The organism is Polaribacter sp. Z022, assembly GCF_023555495.1.
Lineage (GTDB): Bacteria > Bacteroidota > Bacteroidia > Flavobacteriales > Flavobacteriaceae > Polaribacter.
This window is the reverse complement of the sequence record NZ_JALCZO010000004.1, coordinates 45687-63192: the sequence shown is the minus strand read 5'-3', so window position 1 is coordinate 63192 and position 17506 is coordinate 45687. Positions and strand designations below refer to the sequence as shown.

Sequence of the window (17506 nt, the reverse complement as noted above, 5' to 3'; positions counted from 1 at the left end):
ACCAAGTAAAGTAAATTAGTAAAACCAAGTAAACAAAGAATAGATAATTATGAAAAAAATAACAATTTTAATAGCGTTAGTAGTTGCACCAATGGTAACAAGCGCACAATCTTTTTTTGACTCTTTAGAAGATATGGATGGAGTAGATATGGTAGTAGTAACCAAAGATGCTTTTGAGTTAATCTCTAAATTCAAAAATGTAAAAATAGATGATAATGAAGGAATGAAAGTCTTTCAAATGATTCAAGATTTAAAAGAATTTAAAATGTTTTCGGCATCAAATTCAGATATCGCAAACAAAATGGAAAAAATGGCTAATACTGCCATTAAAAAGCAAAACTTAACACAGTTAATGAGAATTAAAGATGATAATTCTCGAGTAAAAATTTATGTAAAATCTACAAAAAATAAAAACTTTGTAAGTGAAGTGTTAATGTTTATTAAAGGTATTGATAAGCATACAAAAGGACAATCTGAAGCAGTTATAGTATCATTAACGGGTAATATAGATGTTAATAAAATGTCTGAATTAGCAGATACTTTTTCTAAAGGAAAAGACAAGTAAATCAAGATTAATAGTTAGATTTATTTAAATCTAACTATTATTTTTTATCAACAATAAACAACAAATAATGAAAAATATAACTAAAGTACTTTCTTTATTATTACTTGTACTAATGGTAACTTCATGTAAAAACGAAAAATCATTACAAGGATATTTAGTAGAAAGTCAAGAAAAAACAGGTTTTATAACAGTAGATATTCCTACAAGTTTTTTACAACTAAAATCAGAAGATGTATCAGAAGATGTAAAAGCTACGTTAAAAAGTATTCGAAAAGTAAATGTTGTTGCATTACCAATTAAAGGCAATGAAGCTGCATATGAAGTAGAAAAAGGGAAGTTAAAAAGTATTTTTACAGATAACAAAGAGTATAAATCTTTAATGTCTATGAAAGCAAAAGGAATGCATGTAAACCTATATTATACTGGTGATACAGATTCTATAGACGAAGTAATTGCTTTTGGTTATGGTAAAGAAGCTGGTGTGGGTGTTGCTCGTTTGTTAGGCGAAAACATGAACCCTGCTAAAATTATAGAAATGATGAATAATGTTAAGATTGATGGAGACAATGTTGGTTTAGAACAATTTAGCGCTATTTTTAAAGGAAAATAAAATATTTATTTTGTTATTTTAAAAAGCTGTAATCTTAATTGATTACAGCTTTTTTTATATGTTTTGGTATACTTTTTGAATTTAACTGCTCATTAACAGCTACAATTTTATTATTTCTTATTTTTGATGCTTTTAGAAAATGATGTTTATGATGATTAAAAAAATGCTCTTTGTTGTTTTAACAATGATAAGTTTGGTAAGTTTTTCTCAAACCTATACTACTTACAAACCAGAAAGAGATAAAATTCACGATTTAATACACACAAAATTAAAAGTAGATTTTAATTTTAAAGACAAACAATTAAATGGTGAAGCTTGGGTTACAGTAAAACCACATTTTTATGCAACTAATAAATTAACTTTAGATGCCAAATCAATGATTATTCATAATGTTGTTCTAAACAATCAAAAATTAGATTTTAATTATGATGATTTTAAAATCATTATAGATTTACCAAAAGAATATACTAAAGAAGAAGAATTTACAGTTTATATAAAATACACTGCTCGTCCAGAAAAAGTGAAGCAAAAAGGAAGTGCAGCTATTACAGATGCAAAAGGATTGTATTTTATAAATGCAGATGGTTTTGATAAAAACAAACCAACACAAATTTGGACACAAGGAGAAACAGAAGCAAGTAGTTGTTGGTTTCCAACAATAGATAGTCCAAATCAAAAAACTACTCAAGAAATTTATATGACTGTTCCAGATAAGTTTGTTACACTTTCTAATGGAAAATTAGTGAGTCAAACCAAAAATGGAATTAACAGAACAGATTATTGGAAAATGGATCAAAAACACGCTCCTTATTTATTTTTTATGGGAGTAGGAGAGTATGAAATAGTTAAAGATTCTTATAAAAATATTCCTATTAATTATTATGTAGAAAAAGAATATGCACCTTATGCACGAGATATTTTTGGTTTAACACCAGAAATGATGAAATTCTTTTCAGAAAAATTAGGTGTAGAGTATCCTTGGAATAAATACAGTCAGATTGTTGGTAGAGATTATGTATCTGGAGCAATGGAGAATACAACAGCTGTAATTCATGGTGAAAATGCATACCAAACTCCAGGACAATTAATAGATGAAAATGTACAAGAAAACACAATTGCACACGAATTGTTTCATCATTGGTTTGGAGATTTAGTTACTTCAGAAAGTTGGTCTAACTTAACTTTAAATGAATCTTTTGCTAATTATAGTGAGTATTTGTGGAGAGAATATAAATACGGAAAATTAGATGCAGATATGCATTTGTTTAAAGATAGAGAAGCCTATAAAAATGGTTTAAATAGCGAAAAACATTTGGTGCGTTTTAATTACGATGATAAAGAAGATATGTTTGATTTAGTAAGCTATAACAAAGGTGGATCTATTTTGCATATGTTACGTAATTATTTAGGTGATGAAGCTTTTTTCTTAGGATTAAAGACGTACTTAATAGAAAATAAATACAAAGCAGCAGAAGTACATCAATTGCGTTTAGTTTTCGAAAAAATTACTGGTAAAGATTTAAACTGGTTTTTTAATCAATGGTATTACAATTCTGGTCATCCAGAAATAGAAGTTTCTTATGATTATAATACAATTCAAAAAACAGTAACCGTAAATTTATTACAATTAAATAATAATGAATTTAAGTTTCCTATAGCTATCGATATTTTTGAAAAAGGAAAAAAGTATAGACACAAAGTTTTTGTTAATGGTAAAGATGCTTCATTTAAATTTTCTTACACTAAACAGCCTACCTTAATTCAAGTAAATGCTGATGGAGTTTTATTATGTAAAATAATAGAAAATAAAGTTTTAAGTGATTATATTTTTCAGTTAAAAAATGCAGAAAATTTTACTCATAGAAGAGAAGCTTTATTAGAAGTTGCAAAAAAGCAAGAAGAAAAAATTGCCTTTAATGCTATTGCCAATGCTATGAGTGATGATTCTTATAGAATTAGAATTTTAGCTTTAGAAAATATAGATTTAATAAATAAATTTTCTAAAAAAACAGCTATTCAAAAAATAATGAAAATAGCTAATAATGATCCAAAAACATTAGTGCAAGCTGTAGCAATAGAAACTTTAGGAAAATTAACAGACCCAGAGTTAAAAGGTATTTTCGAAAAAGCTTTAGAAAGTAAATCGTATGCAGTTTTAGGAAAAGCTTTAGTTGCTATGTATTATATAGATAAACAAACAGCAGTTGTAAAATCTAAAACATTGCCAGATGAAGTTAGAAAAATATTAGCAACTCCATTAACTCGTATTTTTATTGAAGAAAACGATGAAAAAGAATTGCCATTTATAGCTAAAAGTGTATTGTCTGGTATGTATTTAAATGCAGATAAAAAAACAAAAGCTATGTATAATAAGGCTTTTACTCAAATTTCTGAAAGTAATAATACAGAAGCAATTCAAAATTTAGTAAATGATATGGTTGTTAAAGGAAACCAATTTAAGCAGTATAATTTTGATAAAGTTGTTATCAATTTAATGCGAAGAATGGTACAAGATCAAAAAACTAAAAACACACCAAATAGAGTTAAGAACACTGCTATCATAAAAGAAGCAATGGCTAAATTATTGTAAGTTTTTTTAAAAAAATTGTTGGTGTTTTATTTAATCTAAAATAGACATTGCTTTTAAACCAATTAAACTAGCTAGATTTATTAAGTTAATAGATGCTTCTTTTAAATTAATTTTTTCAATCTTTTAAAATTATTGATAATAAAATCTGCATTTTCTAAAGTTTGATCATCAGCCATAGGATTTTTAAAACCAAAAACAAAAATTCCAGCATCGTTTGCTGCTTTTACACCATTGTCAGAATCTTCAATTACGATACAGTTTTCTTTGGGAGTATTTCCTAAAATGGCAGCTTTTTCAAAAATTTCTGGATGTGGTTTAGACTCTGTTAAATCTGCACCACTAATTTTAGCAGTAAAATATTGGTTTAAATTAAATCTGTTAAAAACTCTATCTATATTAACCATAGCAGAAGAGGAGGCAAGAATTAAAGTTAAACCTTTGTTATAACAATGTTTTATTAAATCTTCTACACCTTTTACTAAATGTAAAGTTGGGTCGTTTTCAAAAAAGTTTACATAACGTGCTCTTTTATTTTTAACTAAATCTTCTGGATTTAATTCTAACTTAAAATGATTTACTAATTTTTGAAACGCATTTATTGTGGAAGAACCTGTAAGTGTTTTGTATAAATCATCAGAAACATCTACACCAATAGCATTAAAGGTTTCATAATAGGCTTTTTTATGAATTTCTTCAGAATCTATAATTACACCATCCATGTCAAAAATGACACATTTAATTTCTTTAGGTAATTTCATTTTAATCTAAAAATTTAGCTTTTAATTCAGGAGTAGGTATCATGCAACTTTCTTTTTTACCAAACCATTTGTACCTATTTTTTGCAATATAATTGTAAACAGAATTTCTAAAACCTTCTGGCAAAAGCATAAAAATACTTGTAAGACTCCAAAAACCTTTAAACTCTTTCATTATTTTTAAGGCAGCTGTAGATTTAATTTCGTAAGAAACACCTGGTTCATATAAAATTATTGAATCTATTTTAGAAGTATCTATACCTAAATAGTTTATTATTTCTTTTCCTTTTTCAGATTGTAAAGCAGCAAATAAAAACACGTTGTTTTTATCGTATTTAATAACTTTTAAAACAGAAGTATTGCATAAATTACAAACTCCATCAAATAAAATAATTTTTTTATTATTAGGTATATCAACCATTTATTGGCTTTAAGTTTAGTATTACAAAGATACTTTATCTTTTTTTTATATTTCTTGTAACATTTATTTTAATTGTACGTCTTATGTTTGTATTAAGTTAATTATTCATAATTGCTTTTAACAAAATATTAGTAAACGCAATCAATAGCTTTCGGTACTTTAGTTTAAAATTAACCAACAATGATTAGAATAGAAAAACTACACAAATCTTATCCTATAGGTAAAGATTCTTTACACGTATTAAAAGGAATAGATTTGCATATTAAAGAAGGAGAATTTGTTTCTATTATGGGATCTTCTGGTTCAGGTAAATCTACTTTATTAAATATAGTAGGTCTTTTAGATGAACATGATGAAGGAGATTATTTTTTAAATGGTCAATTAATAAAAAACTTAAACGAGAAAAAAGCAGCAATTCTTAGAAATAAATTTTTAGGATTTGTGTTTCAGTCTTTTAACTTAATATCCTATAAAACTGCTCTAGAAAACGTGGCTCTTCCTTTGTATTATAAAGGAATGAATAGAAAAGAACGTTTAAAAATAGCTTTAGAGTATTTAGATAAAGTAGGTTTAAAAGATTGGGCAAACCATTTACCAAACGAACTTTCTGGAGGTCAAAAACAACGTGTTGCAATTGCAAGAGCATTGGTAACAAAACCAAAAGTTGTTTTAGCTGATGAACCAACAGGAGCATTAGACTCTACAACTACAGATTCTGTTATGGATTTATTAAAAGACATTAATGATGAAGGAATGACAGTTTTTGTAATTACGCACGAAGAAGAAGTTGCAGAACAAACCAAAAGAGTTGTACGTTTAAAAGACGGTATTATAATTAGTGATGAGTATACAAAAGCATCTAAAGCCGTTTAATTATGTTTGATTTAGATCGTTGGAGAGAAATATTTCAAAGCATTAATAAAAACAGATTACGTTCTGTAATGTCTGGTTTTACAGTAGCTTTTGCTATTTTATTATTTACCCTACTTTTCGGTATTGTTAGTGGTTTAAGTAACTCTTTTAAAAGTGCATTTAATGATGATGCTCAAAATGCAATGTTTGTTCGTGTTTGGAAAACCTCTAAACCATACAAAGGCTTGCAAACTGGTAGAAGAGTACAACTTACCAATAAAGAATATGATTATGTAGGTGATGAGTATGCAAATAAAATTCAATATCAATCTGCAAGAATTTATAAAAGTGTTGCTATTAAATATAAGAGTAAAGCAGATAATTATCGTTTAAGAGCAGTACATCCAGATCATCAATTTTTAGAAAAAACGATTATAGATGAAGGACGTTATTTAAATGAAAGAGATATTAAAGAAAAATCTAAAGTTCTTGTAATTGGTAGATTAATTAAAGAAGATTTATTTGGTAATAAACCTGCTTTAAATAAAAGAGTAAATGTAAACGGAAGTTCTTTTTTAATTATTGGTGTTTTTTCTGATGAGGGAGGAGATAATGAAGAAAGACAAGCATACATGCCTGTTAGTACAGCACAAATGATGTATGGTAATAACGATTATATTAGTCAAATTAATTTAGGATACAATCCAAACTTAAGTTTAGATGCAGCCATAGCTTTTGGTAATAAAATGGAGCGTGATTTGCGTAAAAAAATGAACATTCATCCAGATGATCAAAGTGCACTTTCTGTAAGAAATATGGCAGAAGCTAACAAAGGTGTGGGTCAGTTTATGTTTGTTTTATATTTAATTGTTGTTTTTGTAGGTTCAGGAACTTTAATTGCAGGTATAATAGGTATTTCTAATATTATGATTTTTGTAATAAAAGAAAGAACAAAAGAATTCGGAATTAGAAAAGCTTTAGGTGCAAAACCTGGTTCTATTGTAGGTATGGTTGTACAAGAATCTGTTTTAATTACAACAATTGCAGGTTATTTAGGCTTATCATTAGGAACTTATATTTTAAGTTTTATTGGAGATAGTTTAGAAGAAGATTATTTTATTAAAGACCCAAGTGTTAGTCCTGGTATTGTAATAGGAGCAACTATTGTATTAATTATTTCAGGATTAATTGCAGGATATTTACCAGCAAAAAAAGCAGCGAATATTAAACCTATTGTAGCACTAAGAGCAGATTAATTATGAAGTTTTTATTCGATTCAGATACATGGCAAGAAATTTACGGTAGTATCCGTAAAAACAAAATAAGAACAGTAATTACTATTATTGGTGTTTTGTGGGGTATTTTCTTATTAGTAGTTTTATTAGGAGCTGCAAGAGGAATGGAAAATGGTTTTAATAAATTATTTGGAAACTTTGCAACAAACAGTGTTTTTGTTTGGACACAATCTACAGATACACCTTTTAAAGGTTTTCAAAAAGGAAGAAGATTTAGTTTAACTACGAATGATATTGAAGCTTTAACATCAGAATATTCTAAAGAAATTAAATTATTAGCACCAAGAAATCAAACAAATAACTTGGTAACTCATGAGTTTAAATCTGGTAATTTTAATGTTAGTGGAGATTATCCTGTATTAGATCAAATTCAGAAGAAAAAATTAATATATGGTCGTTTTTTAAATGAAAACGATATGTTATCATCAGCAAAAGTTGCAGTAATATCAGAAGATATGTACAAACAACTTTTTGATAAAGATGCAATGCCTATAGGTGAGTATATTAAAATTAATGCTATAAATTATAAAGTAATTGGGGTTTATGAACCATCAAATACTATAGATTTTGATGGAGATACAGCATATATTCCGTTTACAACGTTCAAAAAAGTATACAATACCGCAGATAAGATAGATTGGATGATGATTACTGCAAATGAAGGTACAGATATTGAGCAAATGGAAAGAGATATTCTTTTAACGCTTAAAAACTTACATAAAGTGCATCCAGAAGATAAAAGAGCTTTTGGAAGTGCAAACTTAGGTAAAGAAATAGGTAAAGTAACTGGGTTTTTAACAGGAATGCAATTTCTTACATGGTTTGTTGGTATTGCAACTTTAATTGCAGGAGTATTTGCAATTGGTAATATTCTTTTAATTACTGTAAAAGAAAGAACAAAAGAAATAGGAATTAGAAGAGCTTTAGGAGCTACTCCAAAAAGCATAAGGCAACAAATTATATTAGAGTCTGTGTTTTTAACAACCATTGCAGGTATGTTGGGTATCGTATTTGGAGGTTTAATTTTATATATTATTGATACTAATTTTGGTCAAGGACCAGATGCAGCATTAATAAATCCAACCGTAAATATTCCAATTATATTAATAGCATTTGTAACTTTAATTATTTTAGGAACATTAATAGGATTAATTCCTGCCCATATGGCAACAATAGTAAAACCAATAGAAGCATTAAGAGAAGAATAAATCAATCAACAAGATTATGAGCAAAAGAGCAAAAATTATTTTAATAGTAATAGCAGTATTATTTATAGCTGCACTTATTTGGTTCGGTAAAAAGAACAAAAAGAGTATTGTAGAATACGAAACTGAAACACCTTTTAAAACTACTATTGTTAAGAAAACAGTAGCAACAGGTAAGGTTACTCCATTAGAAGAAATTGATATTAAACCACAAATTACGGGTATTATTGATAAGATTATGCTTTTAGAGGGGGCCAAAGTTAAAAAAGGAGATTTAATTGCAACTGTTAGAGTTGTACCTAATGAGCAATCTTTAATTAGTGCAAAAGGAACTGTAGATAATATTAAAATTAGGTTAAGTAATGCAGAAATTTCTTATAAGAGAAACAAAAACTTATTTGAAAAAGGTGTAATTTCTAGAGCAGAATATGAAGCTGTAGAATTAACTTACAACCAAGCAAAACAAGATTTAAAAAATGCTCAAAATAATTATCAAATTATTAAAAAAGGATCTTCTGGTTCTGGAGCATCTGCAAATACAAATATTGTAGCACAAATGTCTGGTACAATTTTAGAAATTCCTGTAAAAGAAGGAGATCAAGTAATACAGTCTAACAATTTTAATGCAGGAACTACTATTGCATCTATTGCAGATATGAATAAAATGATTTTTGAAGGTAAGGTTGATGAATCTGAAGTTGGAAAATTAATTAATGGAAGTGATATAGAAGTTTCAATTGGAGCAATTGCAGGTAAGAAATTTCCAGCTAAATTAAACTTTATTGCACCTAAAGGAACTGAAGAAAATGGAGCTGTACAATTTAAAATTAAAGCAGATGTTTCTTTAGATGATAAATTCTTTATTAGAGCAGGTTACAGTGCAAATGCTGATATAGTTTTAGAAAAGAAAGACAGTGTTTTATCTATAAAAGAAGCATTATTAAAGTTTGATAAAAAAACCGAAGAGCCTTATGTAGAGGTTAAAACTGGAGAAGGAGAATTTGAAAAGAAAACTTTAAAATTAGGAACTTCTGATGGTGTAAATGTAGAAATACTTGATGGAGTTACTGCAGAAGATGAAATTAAAATATGGAATAAAGCTTCTAAAAGTGACAAGAAAAAAGAAGACTAAAAATATTTAATAATATATTTTATAAAAAGGAACTCAAAATTGAGTTCCTTTTTTTTATGTTTCTTTAGTTAAATAAAAAAGTTCTCTTTCAAAATTATATTTAAAACGTTCAACACTTTTTCTTAAAAATAAGTATGGTATTCCCATCATTAAAGAACCATGAATTAATATAAATGGAATTATAATTAAAGATTCTTTTCCTTCGTTTATACCTCCAAATATCAATGTAATTAAGAATATTGAATAAAAAATAAGTAAAATAATAAAGAAGAATACTATTAAGCCTTTAAAAGCATTAATTTCAGTATTTATATAAAGTAATTCGCCTTTTTGATTTACAGTACCTTTTGCTAAAGGGAAATTAAAATTAATATCAAAAAACTTCCTTTTTCTTTTTATTTCAAATTTTGAAAAATCTACTTTTCCTTTATATTCATTTTTGCTAGATGAAAATACATCAAAAATATCTGTTAAAGAATTTGTGCTTCCCTCATCAACTATCAAATTTAGTTTTCTTAAAAATTCACTTTTAGAAATTTTTAATTCTGTGTTTAAATAATCAATTAACTTTAATTTTATTAGTAAGTTTTTCATTAAATTTTAGTTTTCTTTTTCCAAGCAGCAATAATTTCTTTCTCTTTCATCAATACCGAATTTTCTTTTTGTTCAAATTTAGCACGTCTTTCATCAGTTAAATTATCAGAATACCACCAATTATGAGTTTCTTTTATAGAGGTTTTGGTTTCTCTAAAAGTCAATCCATTTTTAATAGAAAAATTATTACTAACTCTAGCAGAACCATAAGATAATTCATCAATAGGAATCCAAGGAACTAAATAATATACTTTATGTTCTTTCAAAAATTCGTAATCATCAATTTGTATTAAAGTAGATTCTACATCAAATATATTTTGAGTTTTGGTTACAAAATTTAACATGGTTTCCTTATTAGAAGGACCAACAGCATTATAAATTCCAGCAGCTTTTTGTTCTGCTAAACGAATCATAAATTCTGCAACATCTCTAACATCAATGTACTGTACAGGATCTTCTGTTTTACCAGGAACTAAAATTTCTCCTCCTTTTGCTAAACGTACAGGCCAATGCATAAATCTATCAGTTTTATCACCTGGACCAAACATATAAGTTGGTCTTACAATTATAGAGCGTTCTTTGCCAAAAGCTTTTATGGTTTCTTGTTCTGAATTAGCCTTCATAACACCATAACCATATTCCATTTTTAAAAATTCATCATCAATATTATCAGGCATTTTATGCAAAACTTTTTGAGATTCTTTTATGTCTGCAGTTTTATAAGGAAAATAAACACCTGTAGATGAAGTATAAACATAAAGTTGGCAATTATCTTTTAAAAGTTGAGCGGTTTTTTTTGTCCACTCAACATTTCTTCCAGAATTATCAATAACAACATCCCATTTTCTGTTTTCTAGGGCAGATAAATTATGTTCTCTATCACCAATTAAATGTTCTACCTTATTAAAAACAGCAACATTTACATTTGGTTTTGTTTTTCCTCTTGTAAAAATAGAAACTTTATGTCCTCTTGCTAATGCATATTTTATTTGATGAGGTCCCAAAAAACTTGTACCACCTAGAATTAATATTGATAAAGGCTTATCATTATTATTGTTACAAGATAATAATCCACTACTAATTATAGGGATACTTGCACTTAGTAAAATACTTTTTTTAATAAATTTTCTTCTAGAGTTAGACATGTTTTTAGTTGATTTTGATAACTTTAGCTAATATAATTAAATAAAAATATTTTTTGAGACAACCTTTTTAAAACTTTGGTAGTCTATATATTTGTAAGGCAGTAAAAACAGAATAAGAGGCTTGAAAATTATAAACTTGCATAACCAACAAAAATCGCTTATTAAAAAAGCGATTAACAACAATAGAGAAGCGCAACAACAATTGTTTGAGTTGCACTCTCCTAAAATGTTGGGAGTTTGTAGGCAATATGTAAAAGACATGCATCATGCAGAAGATTTATTATTATCTGGTTTTTTAAAGGTTTTTACCAATTTACATAAGTTTAAACACGAAGGTAGTTTTGAAGGTTGGATTCGTAGAATTATGGTAAATACTTGCATTTCTTATCTCCGTAAAAAAAACTTGGTAGATTTATCTGATGAAGATTTTGTTTTTAATGATTCTGCTACAGAAAGCTTAGAAAATACAACTGTAGAGGATATTCAAAAATTAATAGATAAGTTACCAGAAGGATACAAAATGGTGTTTAATTTATTTGCCATTGAAGGTTATAAACATTCAGAAATTGCTGAACAATTAGGTATTTCTGTAAGTACATCAAAATCGCAATTATTTAAAGCACGAAAAATATTGCAAGAAAATTATTATAAAATGAATAAAACAATTCATGAAAACAAATAAGTTAGACAATAACATAAAAGAAAAGTTACAAAACAGAACTTTTAAGCCTTCAGCTTCTGCTTGGGAACGTTTATCAATTCAATTAGATGAGCAACCACAGCAAAAGAAAAGAGGTTGGTTTTTTTATATAGGTGCAGCTGCAAGTATTTTATTATTGGTTGCTATAGGAGTTAAGATTTTTTCTTCTAATAAAGAAATATTAACTCCAAATGTTATAATAGTAGATAACCCAATAGATACTGTTTTAATAGACCATAAAATTAAAGAATTTATAAATGAAGTTCCTGTTGAAGAAGCGCTTGTAAAAGTTGAAAAAGTAGAAGAAAAGTCAATAAAAGTTAACGATAATAGAGTTATAGCAAAGAAATTAAAACAACCAGTATTAAGTAAAAAAAATACATTAGTTGCTCAAGTAGAAAAAAAAGAAACTAAAATTACGCATAGTATAAATGTGACACCAGTTAAGGATAGAGTAATAAAAATACAAAAACAAGATCCTAATAGTAGAATTAAAATTAATAGTGAAGATTTGTTATTCGCGGTAACACATTCTCCAAAGCAAGTAGAAGAATATTATGCTAATAATAATTTAACAAGAAACGATGTTTTGAAAACCATAGAAAGTGAACTCAAAAAATCGAACATTAAAGTAAATCCAAATTCAATTTTAGCAGAAGTAGAACGTACTATTGGTGAAGAAGATTTTCAAAATAACTTTATGAAATCTATTAAGAAAAGAGTCTCAAATATTGCAACTGCCCTTGCAAGTAGAAATAATTAAAACAAAAACACAATTTTAAAAACATACAAAATGAAAAGAATACTACTAATATTAGTGTTGTTTAGCACCACTATTGCCTTATCTCAAGAGAAAAAAACATTTGAAAAAGAAGTTTCAAAAATTTCTAAAAGAATAGAATACATAACAAAAACACAAAAAGATTCATTAAAATTAAAAGTAATTTCAATTGATAAGAAACTAGAAAAAGGAGAAATTACTAAAGAAACTGCAGATAACTTCAAAAAAGAAGTAGCAGCTTATCATGCAAGAAGAATTGAAAAGTTGGTTGGAGAACAAGAAAAATTATTACAATTATTAGTTCAAGATAAAACAAATGGAAAAATTGCTAGTACAGAAGAAGTAGACACTACCAAAGATGATGATGAAAGTACGTTTACTATTGGAAATAAAACTTTTCGATTTACCTTAAATGGTGATAATGATAATGAAAATGAGAATGTTATTCATAACAATTCTAAAAAGAAAAACTTTAATAGAAGAAGTAGAAGAACAACAAGTCAGTTTGTTTTTGCAATGGGGGTAAATAATGTTTTAGAATATGGACAAATAGAATCTTTAAATGATTCTGATTATAAACTTTGGCAATCTCATTTTTATGAAGTTGGTTGGACATGGAAATCTAGAATGAATAAAAATCCAGGTATTTTTTATTTTAAATATGGAGTTTCATTTCTATGGAATAACTTACGATTAGATAATAATAAATACCATGTGAAAAATGGTGATATGACAGAAATACAAACATTTCCAAATCCTTTAGATGAAAGTAGATTACGTCATGTACAAATGAATTTTCCTGTACATTTTGAGTGGGATTTATCAAAAAATAAAACTTACAGCGATAATTATGTTAAAGACAGAACAAACAAGTCAGTTAGATTTGGTGTAGGTGGTTTTGTTGGTTTTAAATTAGGAACAAGACAATATTTAGAATATAAAGATATAAATGGAGTAGATGTTAAAGAAGTTCAAAAAGACAACTATAACATGAATACTATTAATTACGGATTAAGTACGTATTTAGGATATAGATCTACAAGTTTATATGTAAAGTATGATTTAAATCCTTTGTTTAAAAATACAGAAACTAGAAACATTTCTATAGGAATTCGTTTAGATTTAAATTAAATACAATATTATAAATTTTGCTAAATGTTAAAGTTTTCTTTCTTTTTTTATAATATGATAATTAAACTTATTTATAATTTTAAATAATCAATAAAAATTCAAGAAAATACTATTTTCATAAAAATAACAATTTAAAGCCTTTTTGTTAAATTCTCAACAAAAAGGTTTTAAATTTACTTGCTTAAAATATCTAAATTAAAGCAAAAATGAAAATTGGAATTCCTAAAGAAATTAAGAATAATGAGAGTAGAGTTGGTATGACACCAGCAGGTGTATACTCTTTAATAAAAAACAACCATACTGTATATGTACAAGCCACTGCAGGAGAAGGAAGTGGTTTTTTTGATGCAGATTACATTAAAGTAGGAGCAACTATTTTACCTACAATAGAAGATGTTTACAATCAAAGTGAAATGATTGTAAAAGTAAAAGAGCCTATTGCATCTGAATATCCATTAATTAAAGAAAACCAAATTGTTTTTACATATTTCCATTTTGCATCAAGTGAGCCTTTAACTAAAGCAATGATAGAAAGTAAAGCTGTTTGTATAGCTTATGAAACTGTAGAAGATGAAGAAGGAACATTACCTTTATTAACACCTATGTCTGAAGTAGCTGGTAGAATGGCTATACAACAAGGAGCAAAATATTTAGAAAAACCAATTAAAGGAAGAGGAATTTTACTAGGAGGTGTTCCAGGAGTTGCACCAGGTAAAGTATTGGTTTTAGGAGCTGGAGTAGTAGGTGTACAGGCTGCAAAAATGGCAGCAGGTTTAGGTGCTCATGTAACAATTATGGATATAAACATGAAACGTTTACGATATGTAAATGATGTTTTACCAAATCATGTTGTTACAGCTTTTTCTAGTGAATACAGTATAAAACAACATATAAAAACTCATGATTTAATAATTGGAGGAGTATTAGTTAAAGGAGGAAAAGCTCCAAAATTAATAACAAAAGATATGTTAAAAGACATGAGACCAGGTACAGTAGTGGTAGATGTAGCTGTAGATCAAGGAGGATGTTTTGAAACAACAAAAGCAACAACTCATGAAAACCCAACTTATATTATAGATGATGTAGTACATTATTGTGTAGCAAATATGCCAGGAGCTGTACCATATACATCAACAATAGCATTAACAAATGTAACATTACCTTATATTTTAAACTTAGCCAATAACGGTTGGGAAGAAGCTTGTTCTAAAGATAAATCTCTTGCAAAAGGAGTAAATATTGTTAATGGAAAAATTGTTTATAAAGAAATTAGTGAAGCCTTTCATTTAGAGGCCTTTGAAGCTTAATTAGCTTCTTTACAAGTAAATTTAAATCATTTGATTTTGCCTCCAGGGTTGTTGTGTTTCCAATCTGGAGGTTTTTTTATTTGTAAAATAATTGCTTATCAGTAAGTTAACTGTTTGTTTTAACTTTTTTATCAAAATTATTTTAATGTAAAAAAGATGGTTCAAAATGTAAAAAAGTTATTATATTTGCAGCCTTTAAAATAAACAATAAATATTTAATTATGAATCATTACGAAACTGTTTTCATTTTGAATCCCGTTTTATCTGATACTCAGATAAAGGAGACAGTACAAAAGTTCGAAGATTATTTAGTTTCTAAAGGAGCTGAAATGATCTCAAAAGAGGACTGGGGCTTAAAAAAATTAGCTTACCCAATCCAAAAGAAAAAAAGTGGTTTTTACCATTTATTAGAGTACAAAGTTGCTGGAGAAGAAATTTCTGCGTTTGAATTAGAATTTAGAAGAGATGATAGCGTTATGCGTTACCTTTCTGTTAAATTAGACAAACATGCTGCAGCTTGGGCTAAAGTAAGAAGTGAACGTGTTAAATCTTCAAAAAAATAAAAAATGGCATCAATAGAACAACAAGCAAAAGGAGGTAAATCTGCTGACGTTAGATATTTAACGCCATTAGATATAGATACTAAAAAAGAAGCAAAATACTGTAGATTTAAAAAGAAAGATATTAAATATATCGATTATAAAGATGCAGATTTCTTAATGTATTTAGTAAACGAGCAAGGTAAAATTTTACCAAGACGTTTAACAGGAACTTCATTAAAATATCAACGTAAAGTTGCGCAAGCAATTAAAAGAGCGCGTCATTTAGCGTTAATGCCTTACGTTGGAGATATGTTAAAATAATAAAGAGGTAGAGACATGGAATTGATATTAAGACAAGACGTAGAAAATTTAGGATTTAAAGATGATGTTGTAACTGTAAAAAATGGTTATGGTAGAAACTTTTTAATCCCTACAGGACAAGCAGTTTTAGCTACTTCATCTGCAAAGAAAGTTTTAGCAGAGAACTTAAAACAACGTGCTTACAAAGAAGCAAAATTAATTGAAGATGCAAATGCAATTGCAGAAACAATTAAAGGATATGAAATTAAAATTGCATCTAAAACAGGTTCAGGAGACAAATTGTTTGGTTCTGTTAACAACATTGATTTAGCTGCAGCATTATCTAAAGCAGGTACAGAAATTGATAAGAAATTTATCAAAGTTACAGGTGGTAATGTAAAAAGATTAGGTAAATATGATGCATCTGTAAGATTACACAGATCTGTAGTTGCTGAAATTTCTTTTGAAGTAATTGCTGAATAGTAATTAACTTTTAAAATTTTTATAAAAAGCTCGTTAGAAATAACGAGCTTTTTTATTTTTGATATCGAAATAAAACAAAATGAAATATAGACAACTTACCAAAGAACAATTTGAAAGTTTGCATGAAGAATTTGCTCGTTTTTTAGCAACGCAAAGTATAGATGTAAATGAATGGACACAAATTAAAAAAGAAAATAACAAAGTTGCAGAAGATGTTATGAATGTATTTTCTGATGTTGTTTGGGATGATGTACTTACCAAGACTAAATATGTAGAACATTTCTCAAAAACTTCTGTAAACCTATTTAAATTTGATGAAATTGAAATACATAGAATTGCTATAAAAATTAATTGGGATATTAATTTATTAGAACAAAATGGATTTGAATGGTTAATGAAAAATCCAATGGATAATTCTGTAGATATTTTTAAAGGTTCTAAACCATATACCTCTGAAAGAAATTTAGAAATCTTTGATTTGTTGGAAAAGGGAAGCTCTTTATCTAAAGGAGAAATCTTCGAATATTTTAATAAATTAATCTCATAATATACTTTTTTCCATTTCCATTCGTCTACACTTTATCGCTTTTCACCTACACTTTTCATTTAGTTAAACACGTAGGTATTTTCAATGCTTTTTAATGACTTATTTTAGTGTAAAATTAAATAGTAAAACCTAACAAAATGGCTAAAAACTTAAAAGTATTGTTAATTGAAGACAATCTAATTGAAATTATGAAAATGAAAAGAACCATTTCATTTTTAAAATTAGATCATACAATGCAGGAAGCGAAAAATGGTGAAGAGGCATTAAAAATTTTAGAAGATAAATCTAAATATCCTGATATAATTTTATTAGATTTAAACATGCCTAAAATGAGTGGTATCGAGTTTTTAACTATCATAAAAGATACAGATGAATTTAAGCATATTCCAATAATTATTTTAACTACTTCTGATAACCAAAAAGATCTTTTAGAGTGTTATAGAATTGGTATTTCTGGTTATGTTTTAAAACCTTTGAAATATGATGATTATGTTAAAAAAATTGAAGCAGTTTTAAATTACTGGAGTTTAATTGAGTTAAAAAAGGTTTAA

20 protein-coding genes are annotated in these 17506 nt (G+C 27.2%); 16 read left to right on the top strand and 4 right to left on the bottom strand.

Features of this window, described 5'->3' with window-relative positions; genetic code table 11:
• Positions 1-49 precede the first annotated feature (49 nt).
• The 3 genes from MPF13_RS10035 to MPF13_RS10025 all read left to right on the top strand — a co-directional run bounded on the left by MPF13_RS10035 (position 50) and on the right by MPF13_RS10025 (position 3765).
• Positions 50-565, top strand: a complete 516-nt coding sequence (locus tag MPF13_RS10035) for a GFO_1090 family protein (protein ID WP_249982385.1) — start codon at positions 50-52, stop codon at positions 563-565.
• Positions 566-632: 67 nt separating this feature from the next.
• Complete coding sequence (locus MPF13_RS10030) at positions 633-1175, top strand: GFO_1091 family lipoprotein (RefSeq protein ID WP_249982384.1); 543 nt, start codon at positions 633-635, stop codon at positions 1173-1175.
• Positions 1176-1323: 148 nt separating this feature from the next.
• Positions 1324-3765 (top strand): M1 family metallopeptidase, encoded by a 2442-nt coding sequence (locus tag MPF13_RS10025; RefSeq protein WP_249982383.1) that lies wholly within the window; start codon positions 1324-1326, stop codon positions 3763-3765.
• A gap of 101 nt (positions 3766-3866) precedes the next feature.
• On the opposite strand, the gene MPF13_RS10020 is transcribed toward MPF13_RS10025, so the two are convergent.
• Together MPF13_RS10020 and MPF13_RS10015 are read right to left on the bottom strand one after the other, a co-directional pair.
• Positions 3867-4523, bottom strand: a complete 657-nt coding sequence (locus MPF13_RS10020; RefSeq protein ID WP_249982382.1) for an HAD family hydrolase — start codon at positions 4521-4523, stop codon at positions 3867-3869.
• Position 4524: 1 nt separating this feature from the next.
• Positions 4525-4941: a thiol-disulfide oxidoreductase DCC family protein gene (locus MPF13_RS10015; protein ID WP_249982381.1), complete on the bottom strand. Its 417-nt coding sequence runs from the start codon at positions 4939-4941 to the stop codon at positions 4525-4527.
• Positions 4942-5121: 180 nt separating this feature from the next.
• Here MPF13_RS10015 and MPF13_RS10010 point away from each other — a divergent pair, with 180 nt between their 5' ends.
• Genes MPF13_RS10010 through MPF13_RS09995 form a run of 4 tightly spaced genes read left to right on the top strand, consistent with a single transcriptional unit; the run spans position 5122 to position 9425 of the window.
• Positions 5122-5814: an ABC transporter ATP-binding protein gene (locus MPF13_RS10010; protein WP_249982380.1), complete on the top strand. Its 693-nt coding sequence runs from the start codon at positions 5122-5124 to the stop codon at positions 5812-5814.
• Between the two features lie 2 nt (positions 5815-5816).
• Positions 5817-7049, top strand: a complete 1233-nt coding sequence (locus MPF13_RS10005) for an ABC transporter permease (protein ID WP_249982379.1) — start codon at positions 5817-5819, stop codon at positions 7047-7049.
• 2 nt (positions 7050-7051) lie between these two features.
• The gene (locus tag MPF13_RS10000; RefSeq protein WP_249982378.1) at positions 7052-8296 is read left to right on the top strand and encodes an ABC transporter permease; all 1245 of its coding nucleotides are present in this window, start codon (positions 7052-7054) and stop codon (positions 8294-8296) included.
• Positions 8297-8312: 16 nt separating this feature from the next.
• A complete protein-coding gene (locus MPF13_RS09995; RefSeq protein ID WP_249982377.1) occupies positions 8313-9425 on the top strand; it encodes an efflux RND transporter periplasmic adaptor subunit in 1113 nt (370 codons plus the stop codon).
• Between the two features lie 54 nt (positions 9426-9479).
• Here MPF13_RS09995 and MPF13_RS09990 read toward each other — a convergent pair whose 3' ends face one another.
• A complete protein-coding gene (locus tag MPF13_RS09990) occupies positions 9480-10019 on the bottom strand; it encodes a hypothetical protein (protein ID WP_249982376.1) in 540 nt (179 codons plus the stop codon).
• Positions 10019-11164 carry an NAD-dependent epimerase/dehydratase family protein gene (locus MPF13_RS09985; RefSeq protein ID WP_249982375.1) on the bottom strand — a complete coding sequence of 382 codons (1146 nt, stop codon included), beginning with the start codon at positions 11162-11164 and terminating at the stop codon, positions 10019-10021. The genes MPF13_RS09990 and MPF13_RS09985 overlap by 1 nt, the downstream gene beginning before the upstream one ends.
• A gap of 121 nt (positions 11165-11285) precedes the next feature.
• On the opposite strand from MPF13_RS09985, the gene MPF13_RS09980 reads away from it, so the two are divergent.
• The 9 genes from MPF13_RS09980 to MPF13_RS09940 all read left to right on the top strand — a co-directional run bounded on the left by MPF13_RS09980 (position 11286) and on the right by MPF13_RS09940 (position 17506).
• A complete protein-coding gene (locus MPF13_RS09980) occupies positions 11286-11846 on the top strand; it encodes an RNA polymerase sigma factor (RefSeq protein WP_249982374.1) in 561 nt (186 codons plus the stop codon).
• On the top strand, positions 11833-12627 hold the full coding sequence (locus MPF13_RS09975; protein ID WP_249982373.1) for a hypothetical protein: 795 nt from the start codon (positions 11833-11835) through the stop codon (positions 12625-12627). Before MPF13_RS09980 ends, MPF13_RS09975 begins: the two co-directional genes overlap by 14 nt.
• A 30-nt stretch (positions 12628-12657) precedes the next feature.
• Complete coding sequence (locus MPF13_RS09970) at positions 12658-13776, top strand: hypothetical protein (RefSeq protein ID WP_249982372.1); 1119 nt, start codon at positions 12658-12660, stop codon at positions 13774-13776.
• A gap of 206 nt (positions 13777-13982) precedes the next feature.
• Entirely contained in the window at positions 13983-15083 is a 1101-nt protein-coding gene (gene ald / locus MPF13_RS09965) for an alanine dehydrogenase (RefSeq protein WP_249982371.1), read from the top strand.
• Positions 15084-15304: 221 nt separating this feature from the next.
• On the top strand, positions 15305-15646 hold the full coding sequence (gene rpsF / locus MPF13_RS09960; protein WP_249982370.1) for a 30S ribosomal protein S6: 342 nt from the start codon (positions 15305-15307) through the stop codon (positions 15644-15646).
• A 3-nt stretch (positions 15647-15649) separates the two neighbouring features.
• A complete protein-coding gene (gene rpsR, locus MPF13_RS09955; RefSeq protein WP_091893627.1) occupies positions 15650-15946 on the top strand; it encodes a 30S ribosomal protein S18 in 297 nt (98 codons plus the stop codon).
• A 15-nt stretch (positions 15947-15961) separates the two neighbouring features.
• Positions 15962-16408, top strand: a complete 447-nt coding sequence (rplI, locus tag MPF13_RS09950) for a 50S ribosomal protein L9 (protein WP_249982369.1) — start codon at positions 15962-15964, stop codon at positions 16406-16408.
• Positions 16409-16487: 79 nt separating this feature from the next.
• Positions 16488-16955, top strand: a complete 468-nt coding sequence (locus tag MPF13_RS09945) for a DUF6495 family protein (protein ID WP_249982368.1) — start codon at positions 16488-16490, stop codon at positions 16953-16955.
• A 137-nt stretch (positions 16956-17092) separates the two neighbouring features.
• Positions 17093-17506, top strand: coding sequence for a response regulator (locus MPF13_RS09940; RefSeq protein ID WP_249982367.1), 414 nt, complete (start codon positions 17093-17095; stop codon positions 17504-17506).